The sequence below is a fragment of the Massilia sp. CFBP 13721 genome (assembly GCF_014842025.1).
Taxonomy (GTDB): domain Bacteria; phylum Pseudomonadota; class Gammaproteobacteria; order Burkholderiales; family Burkholderiaceae_D; genus Telluria.
The window spans coordinates 105090-126481 of sequence record NZ_JACYUY010000011.1; the positions used below are offsets into that span (position 1 = coordinate 105090).

16 protein-coding genes and 8 tRNA genes are annotated in these 21392 nt (G+C 66.2%); 9 read left to right on the forward strand and 15 right to left on the reverse strand.

Annotated elements, in window-relative coordinates; translation table 11 throughout:
* Positions 1-18: 18 nt before the first annotated feature.
* The 3 genes from IFT60_RS12720 to IFT60_RS12730 form a co-directional block, all read right to left on the reverse strand.
* Positions 19-609: a hypothetical protein gene (locus tag IFT60_RS12720; RefSeq protein ID WP_192052346.1), complete on the reverse strand. Its 591-nt coding sequence runs from the start codon at positions 607-609 to the stop codon at positions 19-21.
* A gap of 260 nt (positions 610-869) precedes the next feature.
* Positions 870-1850, reverse strand: a complete 981-nt coding sequence (locus IFT60_RS12725) for a DUF2804 domain-containing protein (protein WP_192052347.1) — start codon at positions 1848-1850, stop codon at positions 870-872.
* Entirely contained in the window at positions 1847-3109 is a 1263-nt protein-coding gene (locus IFT60_RS12730) for a winged helix-turn-helix domain-containing protein (RefSeq protein ID WP_192052348.1), read from the reverse strand. Before IFT60_RS12730 ends, IFT60_RS12725 begins: the two co-directional genes overlap by 4 nt.
* A gap of 116 nt (positions 3110-3225) precedes the next feature.
* On the opposite strand from IFT60_RS12730, the gene IFT60_RS12735 reads away from it, so the two are divergent.
* Together IFT60_RS12735 and IFT60_RS12740 are read left to right on the forward strand one after the other, a co-directional pair.
* A complete protein-coding gene (locus tag IFT60_RS12735; protein WP_192052349.1) occupies positions 3226-4467 on the forward strand; it encodes an exonuclease SbcCD subunit D C-terminal domain-containing protein in 1242 nt (413 codons plus the stop codon).
* Positions 4464-8225, forward strand: coding sequence for an AAA family ATPase (locus IFT60_RS12740; RefSeq protein WP_192052350.1), 3762 nt, complete (start codon positions 4464-4466; stop codon positions 8223-8225). The genes IFT60_RS12735 and IFT60_RS12740 overlap by 4 nt, the downstream gene beginning before the upstream one ends.
* A gap of 376 nt (positions 8226-8601) precedes the next feature.
* Here the strand turns inward: IFT60_RS12740 and IFT60_RS12745 are convergent, their stop codons facing one another.
* Positions 8602-9978 carry a hypothetical protein gene (locus tag IFT60_RS12745; RefSeq protein ID WP_192052351.1) on the reverse strand — a complete coding sequence of 459 codons (1377 nt, stop codon included), beginning with the start codon at positions 9976-9978 and terminating at the stop codon, positions 8602-8604.
* A 160-nt stretch (positions 9979-10138) separates the two neighbouring features.
* On the opposite strand from IFT60_RS12745, the gene IFT60_RS12750 reads away from it, so the two are divergent.
* The 7 genes from IFT60_RS12750 to IFT60_RS12780 all read left to right on the forward strand — a co-directional run bounded on the left by IFT60_RS12750 (position 10139) and on the right by IFT60_RS12780 (position 15356).
* Positions 10139-10348 (forward strand): hypothetical protein, encoded by a 210-nt coding sequence (locus IFT60_RS12750; protein WP_192052352.1) that lies wholly within the window; start codon positions 10139-10141, stop codon positions 10346-10348.
* A complete protein-coding gene (locus tag IFT60_RS12755) occupies positions 10341-11489 on the forward strand; it encodes a methyltransferase (protein WP_192052425.1) in 1149 nt (382 codons plus the stop codon). The genes IFT60_RS12750 and IFT60_RS12755 overlap by 8 nt, the downstream gene beginning before the upstream one ends.
* A gap of 42 nt (positions 11490-11531) precedes the next feature.
* A tRNA-Met gene (locus IFT60_RS12760) sits at positions 11532-11608 on the forward strand.
* A 66-nt stretch (positions 11609-11674) separates the two neighbouring features.
* Positions 11675-11929, forward strand: a complete 255-nt coding sequence (locus IFT60_RS12765) for a hypothetical protein (protein WP_192052353.1) — start codon at positions 11675-11677, stop codon at positions 11927-11929.
* A 23-nt stretch (positions 11930-11952) separates the two neighbouring features.
* The gene (gene dbpA, locus IFT60_RS12770) at positions 11953-13359 is read left to right on the forward strand and encodes an ATP-dependent RNA helicase DbpA (RefSeq protein WP_192052354.1); all 1407 of its coding nucleotides are present in this window, start codon (positions 11953-11955) and stop codon (positions 13357-13359) included.
* A gap of 88 nt (positions 13360-13447) precedes the next feature.
* Positions 13448-14866: a PEGA domain-containing protein gene (locus IFT60_RS12775; protein WP_192052355.1), complete on the forward strand. Its 1419-nt coding sequence runs from the start codon at positions 13448-13450 to the stop codon at positions 14864-14866.
* 10 nt (positions 14867-14876) lie between these two features.
* Positions 14877-15356 carry a TssQ family T6SS-associated lipoprotein gene (locus IFT60_RS12780; protein WP_192052356.1) on the forward strand — a complete coding sequence of 160 codons (480 nt, stop codon included), beginning with the start codon at positions 14877-14879 and terminating at the stop codon, positions 15354-15356.
* 45 nt (positions 15357-15401) lie between these two features.
* Here IFT60_RS12780 and IFT60_RS12785 read toward each other — a convergent pair whose 3' ends face one another.
* The 11 genes from IFT60_RS12785 to gltX form a co-directional block, all read right to left on the reverse strand.
* Entirely contained in the window at positions 15402-17000 is a 1599-nt protein-coding gene (locus IFT60_RS12785; protein ID WP_192052357.1) for an amidase, read from the reverse strand.
* Between the two features lie 143 nt (positions 17001-17143).
* Positions 17144-17719 carry an elongation factor P gene (locus IFT60_RS12790; protein ID WP_192052358.1) on the reverse strand — a complete coding sequence of 192 codons (576 nt, stop codon included), beginning with the start codon at positions 17717-17719 and terminating at the stop codon, positions 17144-17146.
* Positions 17720-17786: 67 nt separating this feature from the next.
* Entirely contained in the window at positions 17787-18947 is a 1161-nt protein-coding gene (gene earP / locus IFT60_RS12795) for an elongation factor P maturation arginine rhamnosyltransferase EarP (RefSeq protein ID WP_192052359.1), read from the reverse strand.
* 63 nt (positions 18948-19010) lie between these two features.
* Positions 19011-19086: transfer RNA gene (locus IFT60_RS12800), tRNA-Glu, on the reverse strand.
* Between the two features lie 41 nt (positions 19087-19127).
* Positions 19128-19203, reverse strand: a tRNA-Ala gene (locus IFT60_RS12805).
* 88 nt (positions 19204-19291) lie between these two features.
* A tRNA-Glu gene (locus tag IFT60_RS12810) sits at positions 19292-19367 on the reverse strand.
* Between the two features lie 44 nt (positions 19368-19411).
* A tRNA-Glu gene (locus IFT60_RS12815) sits at positions 19412-19487 on the reverse strand.
* Between the two features lie 41 nt (positions 19488-19528).
* Positions 19529-19604, reverse strand: a tRNA-Ala gene (locus IFT60_RS12820).
* Between the two features lie 88 nt (positions 19605-19692).
* Positions 19693-19768 (reverse strand) — tRNA-Glu (locus IFT60_RS12825).
* 46 nt (positions 19769-19814) lie between these two features.
* Positions 19815-19890: transfer RNA gene (locus tag IFT60_RS12830), tRNA-Ala, on the reverse strand.
* Between the two features lie 76 nt (positions 19891-19966).
* Positions 19967-21370: a glutamate--tRNA ligase gene (gene gltX / locus IFT60_RS12835; RefSeq protein ID WP_192052360.1), complete on the reverse strand. Its 1404-nt coding sequence runs from the start codon at positions 21368-21370 to the stop codon at positions 19967-19969.
* Positions 21371-21392 lie beyond the last annotated feature (22 nt).

A 21392-nucleotide genomic window follows, 5' to 3' on the forward strand; every position in this document is an offset into this window, starting at 1 on the left:
TATTCAATGGTAAATACGCTAGTGCACATAATACGCCGCGATACCTTGCCGATGAGCGTGTTCAGCCCGACTGGCGCGGCCCGCCGGCGGCGGCACGCGGCCACGGTGCTCTTCGCGGTAGGCATCGTGCGCCAGCATCTGGTTGGCCACCGCGAACCAGGCATCGCCGGCAATGGCCGAACGCGCGATCGGAAACAGCTCGCGTTCCTCGCGGTCGAAACGCAACTCGAGCGCGGCGCAGAAGCGCCCGACAGCCATGCAGAAGGCATCGACGCCCTCGTCGTCGTCGATGCTGCCGGCGGCCAGGCGGCAGGCGGTGCCGAGCGCCTCGGCGGCGCTGCGGCTGAGCAGGTCGAGTTCGCACAGCAGCGGCTCGGCGCCGGCCCCGGCGCGGCACAGCGCCGGCAGCAGGAAACGGTCGAGCTTGCGGCCCTGGCAGCCTTCGTACAGGCGGCGCAAGGTGTCGCACACATAAGCGGCCTGGCCCTCGGTCAGCGCCTTTTTCTGGGCATAGCTTTTCTGGACGAGTTGCTGCACAGAATGCAGGCTGACCCGCATACTGGTTTGTTCCACGGAAAGCGCAACGAGGGTGTAGGTCGCTGTCAGCATGCTGTCTCCTCTTGGCGTCGTCAACACGAGCACATGCTCCGCAGGGGAACACGGCAGGCTGGACGCGATGGTTTTTGGACAGGCCGGGCGGATGTTTTTCTTCTCTTCGGCCTGAAGGAAGGTGTAGTTTACGGACCGCTAACCTTGCGACTTTGATCTCGATCAAACTCGGGGGATACGGCCGCGCTGCCCGCGTCAACCGGCTCCGGTGCCATGCGTTGTGGTTCAGATAACTGCCGAGATACCTACTGCAGAGCAACTCACCAGCGCGCGCGGTAGTCCTCGGCCAATCCGGCCAGCCCTGCCACCGGATGGCGTGCGGCGCCCACTTCCGGCCTGACCCAGCCGTCGAAGCGGCCCACGTGCTGGCGCATGCGGCTGCTTGCCACCAGCAATTGCTTGTCGTCGCAGCGCGTGCCCTCGGGCGTAAAACGCAGGTCGAGCAGGCCGTCGTTTGTGCGCATGGTCCAGCAGCCGCCGGGTTCGACGTCCACCTGCAACGCGCCCAGCGGCAGCAGTTCGCCCTCGAACCAGAGCGCATTCTCGGCGTCGCCGAAATACCCGTTTTGCAGGTTCAGGCCCAGCCGGGCGCTATGCGCGGAAATCCAGCGCCAGGCCGTGCGCCGGCCGAGCAGGCCGTTCGAAAAATCGTAACTGGCGACGCCGCCGTCGAGCCGGTAGCGCCGTCCGCCGGCCTCGACCTGTCCGGCGAGCGCCAGGCCGGGCGACTTCTGCGTGCTGTGCACGCTGCCGCCGTCGAGCACCGGCCCGATCGCCAACAGGCGCGGCCCCGCTCCAGCGTAATCGGCGTCGATGCGAAAGCGGCCGGCGCGCAGCAGCAAATGATGGCCATCGGCGCCGTCGGACGCGATGGCGATGCGCCGGCCCGGCAGCGCGAAGCGTGCGCCGTCGGCCACGGTCGCGCCGACGACCGCCGTGAGGCCGGCCACGCCCAGCGGCGAGATCGCTGCCACCACGCGGCGCTCGCGGCGGTCGAATGCATACGCGAAGCAGGTGTTGCTCCAGCCGACGTCGACGATCGCCACCCCGCAAAACAGCTCGTCGGTGACCAGGGCGACGAAATGCCAGCGCTTGTGGTGCAGGCGCCGCCACAAGCCGCTGCGTGCTTGCGGCGCGGCGAGGCGCGCCCAGCCCGGCGCGCCGGCCAGCCCCTGGTAGCGCCCAAAACGCGCCAACCCGTCGGGGCCGACGGCGTCTGGCGGCGCCGGGGGCAAGTTCATGCGGCGTCGGCGACGGCGGTTGTGACCACATGCGCGCCGAGCAGCGCGGCCAGCCGAACCTGGACATCGGCCGGCTCGGTGCGCACGAGACGGATCCGCGGACACCCATGCCAGCGCGCACAGCGCTGCACGGCGCCGGCCACATCGCGCAGCAGCGCATCGCTGGTGCGCACGCCGGCTTCGAACAACACCGCCTTGAGTTCGAACTCGCCCGCGCGCCGGTGCGCCTTGGCGTCGACCCGGCCGACCAGCGCGCCGCGGCGCAGCAGGGGCAGCGTGAAATAGCCATAACGGCGTTTCGGCGCCGGCGTATAGCACTCGAGGCGGTAATCGAAACCGAACAATTCCAGCGCGCGGCGCCGGTCCCACACCACCGGATCGAAGGGCGACAGGATGGTGGTCAGCGTCGGCGTCAGCGCGCCGGCGGCAGCCTGCCGCGCCAGGTCCAGATGATCAGGGTGGATGTAGACCGGATCGTCCCAGCCGGCCACGCGCGCGCGCAGCAGCAAGCCCTCCTCGGCCAGTTGCGCCGGGTCGACGTGCGGACGCCGGGTGCGGTGGTAGTCGGGGATCCAGCCGGCGCGCGCCAGGCCCAGCGCTCGCACGGCGCGCAGGGCGAAGGTACGCTGGACGTCCGACAACGCCGGCATGTGCGCATCGTCCCACTCCGGCAGTACGCGCTCGGCCAGGTCGTACACCCGCTGGAAGTTGTGGCGGCGCGCGATCATCAGCGCGCCGGAAGTGAACAAAACTTCGAGCGAGCGCTTTTCCGGCTTCCAATCCCACCAGCCTTGCGCCTTGGCGCCAGCTTTGCCGTCGCTGCGCTCGAAATCGGACGCGCGCACCGGGCCGTTGCTGCGGATGTGCGCCAGCAGCGCCGCCACCTCGCCGGCGCGCTCGCGCATCCAGGTCGCCGAATACTTCCATCCCATCGCGCTTGGGTCGAGCATGCGGTGGCGGTACAGGCCGTAATCCTCGCGCGGGATAAAACAGGCTTCGTGGGCCCAGTATTCGAACAGCTTGCCTTTGCCCAGCGCGTCGTCGAGCCACGCGGGCGGATAGTCGCCGAGCCGGCTCCACAAGACCAGGTAGGGACTGCGCGCGACGACGCTGATTGTGTCGATTTGCAACACCCCCATGCGGCGGATCGCGGCCAGCACGTCGTCCGCGACGGCCTTGCGGCGGCGCGGCTGCAACAGGCCCTGGGCCGCCAGGTGCAGGGCACGCGCGGCGGCGATGGAGAGAATCAATTCGCTCATGTAAATATTTTATGAGGTTTCGACATGCAACATCTTCAGAGTCAGGATTTTTTTTGAACGGTCCGCCCAGCTGCGCTATAGTGCAGCCGATCCCACCTTCCCTTTTCCATATCCGCATGCGGCTGCTGCATACTTCCGACTGGCACCTCGGCCAGACCCTGCACAATTACGACCGGACCTACGAACACCAGTGCTTCCTCGACTGGCTGCTCGACACGATCGTCGATGAAGGCGCCGACGCGCTCCTGATCGCGGGCGACATTTTCGACAACGCCAATCCCTCGTCCGCCGCCCAGCGCCAGCTGTACCACTTTCTGCAGCGGGCCAGGGCGCGCGCGCCGCAGCTGCAGATCGTCGTCATCGCCGGCAACCACGATTCGCCTGGCCGGCTGGAAGCGCCGGGTCCGCTGCTTGAAGCGCACGGCACGACCGTGATCGGCAATGTAGTGCGCAACCGCGAAGGCGCGATCGACCTCGAACGCCTGCTCGTGCCGCTGCGCGACAAGGCGGGCGAGATCCGGGCCTGGTGCCTGGGCGTGCCTTTCCTGCGTCCCGGCGACGTGCCCAAGGCCGAGGTCGAGGGCGACGCCTACCTGAACGGGATCGCGCTGCTCTACCAGCAGGCCTTCGCGCTGGCGCAGGCGCGCCGCGAAGCGCACCAGGCGATCCTGGCCATGGGCCACTGCCACATGGTCGACGGCCAATCCTCGGTCGACTCCGAGCGGCGCATCGTCATCGGCGGCACGGAGGCGTTGCCGGCCTCGATGTTCGCGCCCGAGATCGCGTATGCCGCGCTCGGCCACCTGCACCTGGCCCAGCGCGTCGGCAAGAAAGACCATTTGCGCTATTCCGGCAGCCCGCTGCCGCTGTCGTTCGCCGAAGTCGGCTACCAGCACCAGGTGCTGCGCATTGACTTAGATGGCCCGGTGGCGAAGGAAGTCACGTCCTTGTTGGTGCCGCGCGCGGTCGAGCTGCTGCGCGTGCCGCCGAAACCGGCGCCGCTGCCGGAAGTGCTGGCCGCGCTGGAGGCGCTGGAACTCGATCCGGACCTGCCGCTGCAATGCCGGCCCTATCTCGAGGTGCGGGTCCTGCTCGATGGCCCCGAACCAAGCCTGCGCGCGCAGGTGGAGGCGGCGATCGCCGGCAAACCGGTGCGCCTGGCGAAGATCGAACCGACCCGCAAGACCGTCACGCGCGAGGATGGCGCCGACGCGCTGACGCTCGACCAGCTGGCCCAGCTGCAGCCGGACGACATCTTCCGCCGCCTGTGGCAGCAGCGCTTCGGCGAGGATGCACCGAACGAGCAATTGACGGCCTTTGCCGAACTGATGCTGCCCGGCGACGCGGAGCGCGCATGAAGATCCTGCGTATTTCGGGACGCAACCTGGCGTCCCTGGCCGGGGACTTTTGCGTCGATTTCGAGAGCGAACCGTTGGCTTCGTCCGGCCTGTTCGCCATCTGCGGCCCGACCGGCGCCGGCAAGAGCACCCTGCTCGACGCACTCTGCCTCGCTTTATATGGCAACACGCCGCGCCTGCAGGGAAGGAGCAGCCGCGGCGCCCTGCCCGACGCCGGCGGCGAATCTGTCTCGACGACGGATGCACGCAACCTGCTGCGCCGCGGGTCGGCCGAAGGCCATGCCGAAGTCGATTTCGTCGGCAACGACGGCGTGCACTACCGCGCGCGCTGGAGCGTGCGCCGTTCGCGCAACAAGGTCAGCGGCCTGCTGCAGGCATCGAACATGACCCTGCACCGCCTGCCCGAACTGGTTGCGCTGGGCGGCACCAAGACCGAGGCCCAGCTCGAGATCGCGGCGCGCATCGGCCTCTCGTTCGAACAGTTCACGCGCTCGGTGCTGCTGGCCCAGAACGAATTCTCGGCCTTTTTAAAAACCGACGAGAACGAGCGCGGCGAACTGCTGGAGACGCTCACCGGCAGCGCCGTCTACAGCGAGATCTCGAAGCGCGCCTACGAGCGCTACAAGCAGGAGCAGGACGTCGTGCGCCGCCTGACCGCGCGCCTGGCCGACCATGCCCCGCTGACGCAGGAAGCGCGCGCCGAACTCGACGCCGAGCGCGCCGCCGCCGAGGTGGCGCTGCAGGCGGTGGACGTGCGCCGCGCCTTGCTGGAAGCGCAGCTGCGCTGGCACCAGGAACGCGAACGCCTGCGCCTGAACGAAGCGCAGGCCGAAAGCCTGTTGCTCGAAGCCCGTACCCAGGCGGAAAACGCGCAGGAGCGGCGCCTGCGCCTGGCCACGCTGGACGCGGTGCAGGCGGCGCGTCCGCTGATGGCCGAACTGGCGCGCCTCGACGCCGAACGCGCGCAGCTGGAAGCGACGCTGGCGAACGGCCAGGGCGAGCTGGCGCGCGCCTTTGATGCCGCACGCTTGGCGCTGCAGGAAGTCCAGGTCGCGACAACTGCGCTGGAGGCGGCCGAAGCCGCCCAGCTGGACGCCGCCGCCCAACTCGACGCGGCCAAGGCGCTGGATGCGACCATCGGCACGCTGGCCGCAGCCCACGCGCAACTGGCCAGCCGGCGCGACGCCAGCGCCGCCGAAGCCGTGCGCACGCGCGGCATACTGGCCGACGCCGACACCCGCCTCGCACAAACACGCGACGCCGTCACGCGCAGCGCCGACTGGCTCGCCGCGCACCGCCAGCATGAAGCGCTGGCCACGGGATGGCAGCAGTGGGACAAACTGTTGAATGGCGCCGCGCAGGCTGCCGGCGCCGAGGGCGCCAACCTGGCCGCGCTGGCGAAAACCGAACGCGCCCGCGTGAATGCCACCGCCACGCTGGAAGCGGCGCAGGGCAGCGCCGAACGCGCCACGGCGCGCATTGCCGAACTCGAGGCCGCACGCGCGGCCGCCGCCACCGCGCTGGCCGGCTTCGACCTCGATGCCCTCCACGACGAACGCCAGGGTCTCGAAGCCCGGCGCGAAGCCCTGGGCGCCGCCGCCCGCATCGCCAAGGGTTTGCAGGCCGCGCGCGAACACCTGGCGCGGATCGATGGCGAGATCGAACGCACACGCGCCGCACGTGCCGCCGCCGAGGTGGCGCTGGCCGCTGCCGTAGAAGCCGCGCCCTCGCTGGCTGACGCCGCGGCCCAGGCCGAACAGGCCCGCGCCGCCGCCGAACTGGCGGTCGCGGGGAATGTGGAGGACTTGCGCGGCGCGCTGGTCGATGGCGAACCCTGCCCGGTGTGCGGCAGCGCAGCCCACCCGTATGCGCACCAGGATGCGCGCCTGCATGCGGTGTTCGACACCCTGCGCCGCCAGGTAGGCGAGCGCCGCGCGGCGGTGCAGGACAATCTGTCGGAACAGGCCACGCGCCGCGCCCAGTTGGCGGCCGCCGCCGAGCGGCTGACAGCGCTGGGCGAGGAACGGGCAACGCTGCTGGACGACGTCGGCGAACTCGATGCCAGCTGGCGCGCCAATCCGGTGGCATCCGACGCGCCGCCCGAGGGCGAGCGCAAACCTTGGTTCGAGGCGCAAACGAACGCCGTGCGCGAGGGGCTGCTCGCCGTCGAGACCCGCCAAGGGGCTGCACGGCGCGCCGCGCAAGCGCGCGAGGCGGCGCAAACCGCCTTCGAGGCCGGCAATGCCGAGCACCTGCGCGCACGCGAATTGGCCCAGAACGCGCGCACTTCGCTGGCGACGCTGGAACTCGAACACAAGAGCTTCAGCGCCCAGCTCGAACGCGACCGCGCGGCGCTCGGCGCCCTGCTGGCCGAACTCGACCCGGTGCTGGTCGAATCGGTCGGCGACGGCTGGCAGGACGCGTGGCGCCGCAATCCGGCGCAGTGGCAGGCGGCACGGGCGGCACAAGCGAAAGCGTGGGCCGCGCAATCGACACAGTTGGCCGAGCAGCGCGCTGCGCTGGCCACGCTGGAAGCGGCGCAGCGCGAAGCAGCCGTGCGCGCCGAGCACGCGGCCAGCGCGGCGGCAGCAGCCGAGGAAGCCTTTGCGCGCAGCGACGCCGAGCTGACGGAACGGCGCCAGTCGCGCGCTGCCCTGTTCGACGGCCGCGCCGTGGGCGAGGTCGAGCAAGCCCTGCGCCGCACCGTGGCAAGCGCACGCGAACTGCTCTCCGCGCGCCAAGCGGCGGCCGGCGAGGCGGCGCAGCGCGAAACCCGGGTGCGCAGTACCTTGATCCAGGCCCAGGAACGCATCGGCGCCTTGCAGGACGACGCGCGCGACGCCGGCGAACGCCTGGCCAACTGGATCGAGAATTATGCTGCCGACCACGGCGAGCTCGAACCGATCGAAAACCAGGCGCAGCTGGCCAGCCTGCTCGCGGTCGGCGCCAACTGGCTGGCCGGCGAACGGGCGGCGCTGGCCGAACTCGACGCGGCACTGGCGCGGGCCGCGGCCGTGCTGGCTGAACGCAAGACCCAGCGCGACCTGCACGAGCAAAGTGCCGCGCCCGATGGCGCCATGCAGGACGGCGCGATGGTCGCCGATGCGTTGGCGGCGGTGCTGGAAGAGCGCAGCGCCGTGCATGAGCGCGCGACCGGCCTGCGCCTGCAGGCGGCGCAGGACGATGTGCGCCGGGAAAAGGCGCAATCGATGCTGGCCGAGATCGAGCGCCAGCAGGCGGTCGAGGCACGCTGGGGCCGCCTCTCGGAGCTGATCGGCTCGGCCGACGGCAAGAAATTCCGCAACTACGCCCAGCAGTTCACGCTCGACGTCCTGCTCGGCTATGCCAACAGCCACCTGAACCAGCTGGCGCGGCGCTACCGCCTGGAACGCGTCGACAACGCCGGCGCCCCCTCGCTGGCGCTGATGGTGCGCGACCAGGACATGGGCGGCGAGATCCGCTCGGTCAATTCGCTCTCGGGCGGCGAATCCTTCCTGGTCTCGCTGGCGCTGGCGCTCGGTTTGGCCTCGCTGTCGTCGAACCGCGTGCGGGTCGAGTCGCTGTTCATCGACGAAGGGTTTGGCTCGCTCGACAGCGATACGCTGGGCGTGGCGATGGATGCGCTCGATGCGCTGCAATCGATGGGCAGGAAGGTTGGCGTGATCTCGCACGTGCAGGAGATGACGGAGCGGATCGCGGCCAAGATCCAGGTGCGGCCGGCGGGTGGTGGGAGCAGCGCGGTGAGCGTGGGTGTTTAAACTTGTGATGAACCCTGCGTCGCCCCGTGAGGTGAGCAGCTTTCACGCTGCGGGTCGGCAAGCATCCAGGTAGTCGTTCACCTCAAGGGGGTTCCATAGACAAATTCGGGCCGCCATCCTGACGCCGCACCTCCTTCCCGGTCTGGCAGCCTGATTTTCCGCAGCTCATCGCTTTCAGTTGGTTAGTTACAAAAATTCCCAGGACTGGTAATGGCGCTCCATGCCTGGACGCGCTGAAGTCGATAGGGAATGAAGTCGGCGCCATCTCGCACCTGCAGGAGATGACGTAGTGAATTTCCCGCAATAATCAAGATGCGGCCAGCGGGCAAAAGCAGCGTGGTAAGCAGGGGCTAAATAGACAATCTCATCGCGGGTTTTACTTTGGCTGGTCTTTCTTTCGCCTTGGTTCGGCAACTGCCCGGTCAAAGGAAAACGCAAAGTCGTCCGACATCCGCCATTCTTTACCCGCTGCGTTGCGTTCGAACGTGAACTCGGCGTCGATTATCCTCGGCAACTGCCCCATCATCGTTCGAATGGGATCGTTATGTTCAATCAGGACCCGGCAAATGTACCGCGTTTCTGCCTGCAACGCGCGGCAAGCGCCGATCGGTTCGATATCGGCAATTTCGCGCATCCTATCCTGGTTGACCGGGCTGAACAAATCCATGACTTGATCGATTGCGCTTTTTGGCAGAAAAGCCGCGCGCCCTTCCCTGTTTTGCGCCACGCCTGCGCGGAAAGCAGCTTCCAGATTCTCTCGACCAATCGGCTCGGCCTTGTTACCAAAATCGCCGTCGATTCCGATATTGCTGAAACGCGCCTCGACGATTTCCCTGTTTGCGCCTGCCACGCCTGTCTTGTTCCTCTTGCTTGGAAGTGGTCCGACGATGTAACTGTAAGGAATTGAATCGTCGCCGGCCACCACGTCTGCGGTGCAGCCTCGCTGGCGACGCGCCCAGGCATGGCCGACTTGCCTGACATGTGTCAGTGTCGGATTGAAAACCTGACCGGCGGGAATCTCCCCTCGGACCACGCGGCGCAACGATGCTCCAATCGTTTTCGTCACGATTGGAGCATCGCATGCCGGCACCGACACGAAAACGTGATACAGCAGGTAGCTGCAAGCAAGTACAAAAAAAATAAGAAGTAGGCGCAGCACGGCGTGCAGCCGTGGACGTCGAGCTGTGGATGCCGACGGATAGAGCCTGCGTAGTCGCTCTATTTCGATTGCAGCGTTTTCAAGGAGCCGGAGACGTTGTTTATTCTCGGGGGATCCTTGCTCTGTCCTCACCCGCATCGTCAGCGCATCGAAATCCGCTAGCGACATCGCATTTGCGAGGACAACATGTGCAAGCGCTTGTGCCGGCGTCTGCAGCACAAATGAATTGTATTGAGAGGCTTTCTTCTGCTGTCGCATGCTGATGAGTCCATCGGCCGCCAGTTGTTCAAATAGCTGAGCATTCATTCGGCTACTGAAGGCGTCGCAGGCCGATAAGGCCTCTTCATAGATATCCGACAGCTCCTCCCAATCGGCATCGTTCATGTCCTCATCATCTTCGCCCGTTAGCGCGATCAACTCCATATGCGAAACAATGCGCTGTTCGACCATCCAGGCGAGGCAACCGGCCGGGCTCGCGGTCCCACCGATCTCGTTTCGTTGTGGGTGGCGAACCGCCGCATCTTGCTGGGCGTTCGTGATAATGCCGAGCGCATTGAGACGAGAGTAACTCGTTGCGGTCGCATAGGTAGTCATCTGCATCTCCTGCAAGGTTTTTGCACGGGAACCATCCTAGCGGCCAATCCATACGTGCATTCCGGATAGCTCAACTGCCTGTGGATCTGGCGGCAAGACAGCGTCAGAACCCACTCATCCCTAGTACAATGCGCCCTTTGCACCACACTCCTCAACAGACATGAAACCCGCCCGCACCCTCACCTTCAAATGCGCCAAGTGCGCCAAACCCGTCACCGTCTACCTGCAGAAAGTCTCGGCCTGCTCGCACATCCAGCCTTACCAGGGCATTTGCGGCTGCGGCGAAGTGAAACGCCATGCGACCGGCAATCCGGACGCCGTAAAATCGTTCGTCGAGTCGGCCGACGGCAACTGGCATCACCATCACTGACATGACGCGCATCGAATGGGTTGAAAACGGCGAGTCGCGTTCGGCGCTGTGGCGGTCGGAGAGCGGCTGGCCGGCGCCGAAAAAGGTCGTGATCGCCGACGACACGATGGCGGCCGATACCGCCTACCGGCTGGCCCTGGACGGCACCGCCCTGCTCTGGCGCGGCGATTTCCAGAATGCGCGCCAGCTGGTGCAGGCGCTCGCACGCCGCATTGACCAGAAGCCGGCGCGCGCAAAGCGCGCCAGGGCGGGGACAACGCCGCCGACGCTCACCGAACAGTTCCACCGCCACCGCCTGGCGCAGCTGCAGCGCGCCCGCACGCTGGCGATGCTCTTGATTCCCTTCGATGCCGATTACACGATCCCGCTGCGGCGCGCGCCCGACGTGCGCCAGGCTTGCAACGAAGCCTATGGCGCCGCGACCGAACCGTTCGTGGTTTCGCTGCGCGAGCTGCTCGGGCTGATCGGGGCGCACGAGTGGCGCAGCAAGGGCGTGCCGATTGCGGCGCTAGACGATCGCATCCACCCCTGGTACGGCGTGTTCTCGCCGGTGCGTGGCGAATACGTCGAGCTGGTGGCGCAGGCGCCGCTGCCGCAGAAGACCGACCTTGCCTTCGACATCGGCGCCGGCACCGGCGTGCTGTCGGCCGTGCTGGCGCGGCGCGGCCTGCGCCGTGTCGTCGCCACCGACATGGATGCGCGCGCCCTCGGTTGCGCGCGCGAGAACATCGCGCGCCTGGGACTCGACGAGCAGGTCGAGATCGTCGAGGCCGACCTGTTCCCACAAGGCCAGGCCGACCTGGTGGTCTGCAATCCGCCCTGGCTGCCGGGCAAACCGAGTTCGGCGATCGAATACGCGATCTACGATCCGGACAGCCGCATGCTGCGCGGTTTCCTGAACGGCTTGAAGGCGCACCTGGCGCCGGGCGGCGAAGGCTGGTTGATCCTGTCGGACTTCGCCGAGCACCTGGGCTTGCGCACGCGCGAACAGCTGAGCGGCTGGATCGCCGCCGCCGGCCTCGAAGTGGCCGGCCGCCACGACGTGCGTCCGACCCACGCGAAAGCACAGGATGCGGACGACCCGCTGCACGCGGCGCGTGCACAAGAAGTGACTTCGTTGTGGCGTTTGCGCGCCATCTGAACGCCGATTTGCATTCTGGCGCACCCCGCAGTACAATAGCGCTGCGGGGTGGAGCAGTCTGGCAGCTCGTCGGGCTCATAACCCGAAGGTCACAGGTTCAAATCCTGTCCCCGCAACCAAACACTAGTTTCAGACAAGCCCGACTCTCGTAGCCGGGCTTTTGTTTTTGGGCCCAGCGACACCGGATGAGAGACAAGAAAGACAACGCGACGATCGACCTGCCGGGTTTCGAACCGGCCGCCCCGCTCGACAGCGGTGCCGTCGAGCCTGCGGTCGACCGCCCAGCTGAACCTAAACGCATTCCCCGTCCGCGCCGCACCGGCATGAAGCAGGAACAGATTTCCCTGCTCGAAGAAACCGACAACTCCGGCCTGCCAGTCTGGCGCCGCGACGACAACCTTGATCTGACCGGCTTGCCGGTCTGGGCGCCGGCTCCATAACCGGCTTTCCGGCTGGAGGCCGCATGACCACACCATTCAATACGCTGCCGCTGGCACCGCAATTCCTCGCCAACCTCGATGCGCTCGGCTACCACGCCATGACGCCGATCCAGGCCGCCAGCCTGCCGTCCGTGCTGCAGGGACGCGACCTGATCGCGCAGGCGAAAACCGGCAGCGGCAAGACCGCGGCCTTCGGCATCGGCCTGCTGCAAAAGCTCAATCCGGCCTGGTTCGCGGTCCAGGGCCTCGTCATGTGCCCGACGCGCGAACTGGCCGACCAGGTCGCGGGCGAACTGCGCCGCCTGGCGCGCGGCGTCGGCAACGTCAAGATCCTGACGCTGACCGGCGGCGTGTCGATGCGTCCGCAGATCGCCTCGCTCGAACACGGCGCCCACATCGTGGTCGGGACGCCTGGCCGCATCCGCGACCACCTGGGCCGCGCGACGATCGACCTGTCGAAAGTGCAGACGCTGGTGCTCGACGAAGCCGACCGCATGACCGACATGGGTTTCTACGACGAGATCGCCGGCATCGTCTCGGCCTGCCCGCAGCGGCGCCAGACCCTGCTGTTCTCGGCGACCTACCCGGACGACATCCGCCACGCCACCGCCGGCTTCCTCAACGACCCGGTCGAGATCGCGGTCGAAAGCCAGCACGACGCGTCCAAGATCGAGCAGCGTTTCTATGAAGTCGGCTTCGACAACCGCGACGACGCCGTGGCGCGCCTGCTGCGCCACTACAAGCCGGTATCGACCCTCGCCTTCTGCAACACCAAGGCGCATTGCCGCGAACTGGCCGATTCCCTGCGCGACCAGGGCTTCTCGGCCCTCGCCCTGTACGGCGAACTCGAGCAGCGCGAGCGCGACGAAATCCTGATCCTGTTCGCCAACCGCAGCTGCTCGGTGCTGGTGGCAACCGACGTCGCCGCGCGCGGCCTCGACATCGCCAACCTGGAAGCGGTGATCAACGTCGACGTGTCGAAGGACGCGGAAGTGCACGTACACCGCATCGGCCGCACCGGTCGCGGCGAAGAGACGGGCCTGGCCTTGTCGCTGTGCGCGCCGAACGAAAAGAAATGGGTGCGCGCGATCGAGGAATACCAGGACGCCCCGGCTTCCTGGTACAAGCTCGACGACCTGGGCGACTCGGTGCTGCCGGCCGAACCGGCGCCGATGTCCACGCTCATCATCGCCGGCGGCAAGAAGGACAAGCTGCGCCCGGGCGACGTGCTCGGCGCCCTGACCGGCGACGCCGGCTTGCTCAAGGACCAGGTCGGCAAGATCAACGTCACCGAATTCCAGACCTATGTCGCCATCGCGCGCGACGTGGCCGACGCCGCTTACCGCAAGCTGAATGCCGGCAACAAGCTGGGCCCGGACTTCGGCAGCTTCAAGGGGCGCAGTTTCAAGATGCGTTTCCTCGACGTCTAATCGATCCGACGCCGCGCACGCTTGATTAAAACGCGGCACCGATGCTGTAAATCTGGCATAGTTTTGCTAAAAATAAACGTTTAGCACAATGACCAGCCAACACACAACGATCTATACGCCGTTCGCGGACGGGCGCCCGGTGCGCGACATCGTCGAGCACACGCCCGCCCAGGTGGACGAGGCCTGGTGCCGCAAGCTGCTGCACCACACCCTCGATTCCCTCGAACGGCAATACGCGACCGGGGCGCCGCACCGCCCCATCACGCCCGAGTCGCTGGTGATGCTGGCCAATGGCGACGCCTTGCTGATGCCCGCGGCCGACGAGGCGCCGGGCGCCGCGGCGAACCTCCCGGCCGACCTGCATGCGCTGGCGCTGGTCGTGCATTACGCGATCACGGCCGAGCTGCCGCCGGAGGGACCGCTCGGCCCGCGCCTGTACGACAATTACAGTGAGCAATTGACCAAAGGACTGGATTGCTGCCTGGGGCCGAACCGGCGCCTGCGTCCGCAGTCGGTGGACGACATGCGCGCCCTGCTCGGCATTGAGGCGGGGTCGGGCGAGGTGATGGTGCCGGCGCCTGCTGCGCAGGAGCCGATCGCAGAGCCGGTCACGTTCGTGGAACCACCGGCCGCAACCGATGCAGCGGTTGACGCAGCGCCGCCGGCGGGCGACTTCGCCGCGCCGGCCAGTATCCCGGTGCCAGCAGCAAACCCGCTACCGGAACCGCTCAGCCTGCGCGAACGCACCGAAGCCGGGATGCTGCGCAAGCCGGCCAGCGCGGACGGCGCGGCCGCGGATGCGCCGCGCCCGGAACGAATCGCCCCGGCGCCCCTGCAAGAGCGCGTCGAACCGATCCAGATTGCGCCACGCAAGCCCTCCGCGGCCATACCGCCGAGCGCGCCGGGGACCGTGCGCGGCCCCACGCAGCCAACGAAAGGCCGCAGCAACCGCGCCCAGCGCTGGGGCATGATCGCGGGTGCGGCGATTGTCGTGCTGGCGGCCGGCGGCGCCCTCGTGTCGTACATGAACCAGAACGATGCGCGCGACCTGGTGCCGCTGACCCTGCCGCCGGCCGAACGCGCCGCGACCGGGCTCGATGGCGGCGAAACGGTCGTCGCGCCGCCGTCCGCCTCCGCTCCGGCCACCGACCAGCCTGCCGGTCGGCAGCCGGCCGACAGTGGGCTCGACGCGACCACGGGCGCGGCGCCGGACACCGGCCCGGCCCCGGTGGCGACGCCTCCAGCGCAAACGGCCGCTGTGGCAGCGTCCACCGAGGCGGTCGTCAACGGCACCACCTATAAACTGCTGATCAAGCCCTGGGCCACGGTCTATGTCGACGGCATCGAGCGCGGCGTCAGCCCGCCGATCAAGCGCCTGACGCTGGCGCCGGGCCGCCACACGATCCGGGTCACCAATCCGAACTTCGCCGAGCACACCATCACGGTCGATGCCGGCACGCGCGAAACGGCGACCATCACCTACGATTTCAGGGCCCCGGCCCAATAAGGAGGCTGCCATGTTCCCACTCCCTCCTCCACGCTTCATGGCAACGCTGCTGGCGGCGAGCCTGCTCGCCGGTTGCGCCGAACTAGCGCCGATGTTCGAGCGCAATCCCGAACGCAACCATCCGCGCATCAGCTCGCGCAGCGCCAGCCAGGAGGAGACCCGCCCGCGTGCCGAGACGGCCCGCGCCGACAACCCGTCCGGACGCGAACAGGCCGCGCTGCGCGACGGCATCCGCCTGTACCACGACGGCGATTTCGACGGCGCCATCAAGCGGCTCGGCTCGAACGACATCCGCGCCAACGCGCCGGCGCGCGTGCGCGTCATGGCGCTGAAGTACCAGGCGTTCAGCTATTGCGTGACGTCGCGCCCGAAACAGTGCGAGCAGGCGTTCGAGCGCGCCTTGAAGATCGACCCCGACTTCACGCTGGAAGCGGGCGAACAGGGGCATCCGCTCTGGGGTCCGGCGTTCGAGCGGGCCAAGCGCGGCTAAGGGCAATACGGCACCAACATTTGTTGGCACCGTATTAACATTTGTTTAGGCCTTGATGTTGACCGAGCCCGGGAAGGCCGGCGCGCGGCGCCGTTTCGAGGCTTGCTCGTAGGCATAGGCCATGCCGATCAGGGTCGCTTCGCTGTAGGCGCCGCCGACGAACGAGATGCCCACCGGCAGCCCGTGCGCAAAACCGGCCGGGACCGTGATGTGCGGATAGCCGGCCACCGCCGCCGGCGACGAGAAGCTCATGCCGTAGTGGTCGCCGTTGATGTAATCGGTCAGCCAGGCCAGGCCGCCGGTCGGCGCCACCAATGCGTCGAGCTTTTCTTCGCGCATGATCTTGTCGATGCCTTCTTCGCGCGAATAACGGCGGTTGTTGGCCAGCGCCTCGCGGTAGGCTTTCCCCTCCAGCCCCTCCTTGTCCTGGGCGGCGATCAGGTGTTCCTGGCCAAAGTGCGGCATTTCGCGCGCGGCGTGCTTGTCGTTGAAGGCGATCACGTCGGCCATGTTTTTCACGGGCGCGTGCGGGGCGTAGCCGGCCAGCCAGGCGGCCAGGTCCGGCTTGAATTCTGACAGCAGCACTTCGACTTCGGTTTCGTTGTACTTGTCGGTGTTCGGCAGCTTGACCTCGACCAGGATCGCGCCCTGCGCTTTTAACACCGCCAGTTCCTTTTCGACGACCTCGTCGACGGCCGTGCTGCCGCCAAAGAAATTGCGCGCCACGCCGATGCGCTTGCCGCGCAAGCCGTCCAGGCGCAGGGCTGCCGCGTAGTCGGCGATCTTGCCCTGGCTTTCGTTGGTGACGGCATCGTCCTTGTCGACGCCGGTCATGGCCGCCAGCATGAAGGCGGCATCGGCCACGCTGCGCGTCATCGGGCCGGCGGTGTCTTGCGAGTGGGCGATCGGGATGATGCCGCTGCGGCTGACCAGGCCCAGCGTCGGTTTCAGGCCGACGATGCCGCAGCTCGAACTGGGCGACACGATCGAGCCGTCGGTCTCGGTGCCGACCGCCAGCGTGGCCAGGCTGGCGGCAATCGCCGCGCCGGAACCGGAACTCGAGCCGCTGGTGTTGCGGTCGAGGGCGTGGGGATTCCTGGTCTGGCCACCGCGGCCGCTCCAGCCGCTGACCGAGTGGGTCGAGCGCATGTTGGCCCACTCCGACAAGTTCGTCTTGCCGATGATGACGGCGCCGGCCGCGCGCAGGCGCTCGGCAACGAAGGCGTCGCGGGTGGCGCGCACGCCGTCCAGTGCCAGCGAACCGGCGCTGGTGCTCATCTTGTCACCGGTGGCGATGTTGTCCTTCAGCAGGACCGGGATGCCGTGCAGCGGGCCGCGCAGCTTGCCGGCCGCGCGTTCGCGGTCGAGTTCGGCGGCAATGGTGAGGGCGTCGGGATTGAGTTCGATGACGGAATTCAGGCGCGGCCCCGCCTTGTCGACAGCGGCGATGCGCGCCAGGTAGCGTTTCACTAGTTGCTGCGAGCTGAGCTGGCCGGCCGCCATGGCCGCACCCTGCTCGCGCACGCCGGCGTCGAGCAGCTTGTCGAGTGCGACGCCTTTCGGCGCCGCGGCCGCTGCCTCCGCCACCACGCCTGCCACTGCGCCAGCAGCCACACCGAGTCGAACGAAATCCCTGCGATCCATGCTGCTCTCCACTTGTATTTTAGTAAAGCAATAGCATAGCAGTGCTTTCTGTTCGGCACCATTGCATGAGAAATGTCAGAACGAAAAAAAACGCTGCCGGTAAGGGCAGCGTTTTTCTTGACAGCTGGTCGATCAGTGACGTCTTAGTTACGTACCACGCGCTTGTATTCGTTGGTGCGGGTATCGATCTCGATGGTGTCATCTTGGCTCACGAACAGCGGCACCATGACGATGTGCTGGTGGGCTTCGATGGCGTTCTCGATCTTGGCTTCTTTCAGGACGTTGCCCGAGGTATTGCCCTTGACCGCTGGCTCCGAGTAGATGACCTGGCGTGCGATCGTGGTCGGCAGTTCGACCGAGATGGCCTTGCCGTCGTAGAACACGGCTTCGCATTCCATACCGTCTTTCAGGTAGTGCAGCGCGTCGCCCAGGTTCTCTTCTTCGATTTCGAACTGGTTGTACTCTTCGTCCATGAAGACATACAGCGGATCAGCGAAGTACGAGTAGGTCACCGGCTTCTTGTCCAGCACGACGACGTCGAACTTGTCATCGCCACGGAACACGTTTTCCAGCGGAGCATTGGTCAGAAGATTCTTCATCTTCCACTTGTAGGTGAAGCCCGTGCGGCTCGAGCCGTTGACATCGGAACGCAGCACGATAAAAGGCTTCTCATCAACCATGATGATGTTGCCGACACGGATCTCTTTTGCGGGTTTCATAGGAGTCTGAGTATTCTAAAAAGGGGTTGCAGTAACCGGGCATGATATCACGTAACCCGAGCCGTGCCTATCGAAGTGAAGCGGCAATCTGCGTAGCAAATGCGAGCAGGTTCGATGCGAGGTCGCCATTGGCCGTCATCTCCCGTTGCCACGTCCCGGCGCGGACGGCAATGGCGGCTTCGTCGGCCTGCAAAGCCGACCACAAGGCGGGCCAGTCGGCGTTTGCCGCGGCCGCGCCATTCCAATGCAACATGAATTCGTTGAGGCTAGCGAGGTCCGGCGCATAGCGCTCCAGGAAGGCGCGCAGCTTCTTGTGATGCAGGTTTTCGTCTTGCGGATAAATGTGCCAGACGAAAGGTTTGCCGGCCCACTGGGCGCGCACCCAGGAATCCTCGCCGCGCACCAGGTTCAGGTCGCAGGACCACAACAGGCGGTCGTAGTCGGGCTGGGGCACGAAAGGCAGCGCGCGCACGGTCAACATGCCGCGCGTGGCCACGGTGCCGGCACTTGCCTCCGTACCGAGGAAGGCGGCGACGGCATCGGCGGCCACGCCCTCGGGCACCAGGCAGGTCACTTTCCGCGCGCCACCCTGCCAGGCCGCGAACAATTCCGCAACCGGCGCGTGCGGGTAGCAGAACAGCGACACCTTATAAGCGTCGATCTCGGCGTCCGCCAGGCCGAGGCCCTGTAGGAAGGCATGCGCCCGCTCCGGCTGCGCGAGGAAGGCCAGGCGTTCGCGCTCGAGCCCAGCTTCGCGCAGCAGGCCGCCGGTGCGGGCCGTGAAGCCGGGGAAAAAGAAATGCTTGGTCAGCTTCAGGCGCGGATGCATCGACGGCAGCTTGTGGCAACCCTCGACCCATTCTTCCGCCGTCAAGCCTTCCAGGTTCAGCCAGACAGGCCGCGGCGTGCGCGCCGCCATCGCTTCGACGTAGCGCGGCGGAATATCGCAGGCGAAAAATTCGATGACGATGTCGGCGACCTCGGCCGGGGCGAATGCATCGTCCTGGCCGCGCCAGTGGCGCACCGCGACGCCGGCCACGGTCTGCGCTGCCGCCGCGGCATCGACTTCAGGGCAGATGCGGCGGAAGCTGGCCAGGTCATCGACCCACAGCGTCACCGCCACGCCATGCTCGCCATGCAACTGGCGCGCGAGGCGCCAGCAGATGCCGATGTCGCCATAGTTATCGACGACCTTGCAGAAAATGGCAAGCGATGGGGAGGTGGACATGGTGTTGAACAAAAAAACGGCTGGAAAAGCAAAAAGCCGCTCAAGGCGGCTTTTTGCAACTACTGGCGTCCCCACGGGGATTCGAACCCCGGTACTCACCGTGAAAGGGTGATGTCCTAGGCCTCTAGACGATGGGGACCCTGAACTACCGACACTACTAAAACTGCGAATTCTTCTACGTGGTGGAGGTAAGCGGGATCGAACCGCTGACCTCTTGCATGCCATGCAAGCGCTCTCCCAGCTGAGCTATACCCCCCACGGGGCAAAACAACATCATACCATACTGCTCTTGCTTCTACTACTCGCTGCCGCTGGCGCAGCGCCTGGCAAACTTCACCAGAACCTGGCGTCCCCACGGGGATTCGAACCCCGGTACTCACCGTGAAAGGGTGATGTCCTAGGCCTCTAGACGATGGGGACCTAAAACTGTTCCGATTACTACTTTACTGCACCTGCCAAATTCCTGGCGTCCCCACGGGGATTCGAACCCCGGTACTCACCGTGAAAGGGTGATGTCCTAGGCCTCTAGACGATGGGGACCCTGAACTACCGACACTACTAAAACTGCGAATTCTTCTACGTGGTGGAGGTAAGCGGGATCGAACCGCTGACCTCTTGCATGCCATGCAAGCGCTCTCCCAGCTGAGCTATACCCCCCACGGGGCAAAACAACATCATACCATACTGCTCTTGCTTCTACTACTCGCTGCCGCTGGCGCAGCGCCTGGCAAACTTCACCAGAACCTGGCGTCCCCACGGGGATTCGAACCCCGGTACTCACCGTGAAAGGGTGATGTCCTAGGCCTCTAGACGATGGGGACCCTGAACTACCGATTACTACTCTTTACTACGTACTGCACTTCAACTTGGTGGAGGTAAGCGGGATCGAACCGCTGACCTCTTGCATGCCATGCAAGCGCTCTCCCAGCTGAGCTATACCCCCGTACTGCTGAAGTGCGAGCATTATAGCGGGGGTTCTTGCATTACGCAAATACCGATTTAGCGAATCACAAACCGAATCACAAACCTTTCCCTACACGCGCCAAAACGGCCTCGCGTCCGAACAGTTCCAGCACCGCGTCGATGGCCGGCGTCTGCAGCTGGCCCGTGACCAGCAACCGCAGCGGCATGGCGATCTGCGGCATCTTCAAGCCGTGCGCGGCCAGCACTTCCTTGAGCATGGCGGCAATCGCCGCCTTGTTCCACTCGACCGCCTGGCAACGCTCGGCGAACGCCGCCAGCGCCGGGCGCACGGCATCGGTCAGGTGCTGGGCCAGCAGCGCCGCATCCGGCTGCGGCGTGCGGTAGAACAGCATCGCCGCATCGGCCAGCTCATTGATGGTGTTGGCGCGGTCTTTCACCAGCGCCAGCACGCCGGGCAGCGCCGGAGCACCGTCGAATTGCGCGCCCAGCCCTTCCAGCTTCGGACGCACCAGGCCGGCCAGGCGCTCGTTGTCGGCCGCCTTGATGTAATGGTTGTTCAGCCAGGCCAGCTTTTCGGGATTGAACTGGGCCGCCGACGCGGTCAGGTGCTCGAGGTTGAACCACTCGGTGAACTGCTCCATCGAGAAGATCTCGTCGTCGCCATGGCTCCAGCCGAGGCGCGCCAGATAATTGAGCATCGCTTCCGGCAAATAGCCTTGCTCCGGATACTGCATCACGCTGACCGCGCCGTGGCGCTTCGACAGCTTCTGGCCGTCCGGACCGAGGATCATCGGCAGGTGGCCGTACTCGGGCAGCTCGGCGCCGAGCGCGCGCAGGATGTTGATCTGGCGCGGCGTGTTGTTGACGTGGTCGTCGCCGCGCAGCACGTGGGTGATCTTCATGTCCCAGTCGTCGACCGACACGCAGAAGTTGTAGGTCGGGGTGCCGTCCGGGCGCGCGATGATCAGGTCGTCGAGCTCCTTGTTGGCGATCGTGATCGGGCCTTTCACCACGTCGTTCCAGGTCACTTCGCCGTCCAGTGGATTCTTGAAACGCACCACCGGCTTCACACCTTCAGGCACGGTCGGCAGGGTCTTGCCAGGCTCCGGACGCCAGGTGCCGTCGTAGCGCGGTTTTTCACCTAGAGCGCGCATGCGCTCGCGCATCGCCTCGACTTCTTCCGGCGAGCAGTAGCACAGGTAGGCGGTGCCGGCTTCGAGCATGCCCGCCACCACTTCGCGGTAGCGGTCCATGCGCTGCATCTGGTAGAACGGGCCTTCGTCGTGCACCAGGCCCAGCCACTGCATGCCGTCCAGGATCGCCTGCACCGCTTCCGGCGTCGAGCGCTCGAGGTCGGTGTCCTCGATGCGCAGGATGAAGGTGCCGCCGAAATGGCGGGCAAAGGCCCAGGAATACAGCGCGGTGCGGGCGCCGCCGAGGTGGAGGTAACCGGTCGGGCTGGGGGCGAATCGGGTGCGGACGGGTGTGCGGACGGTCATGGCGAAAAGCGTGAAGGTAAAG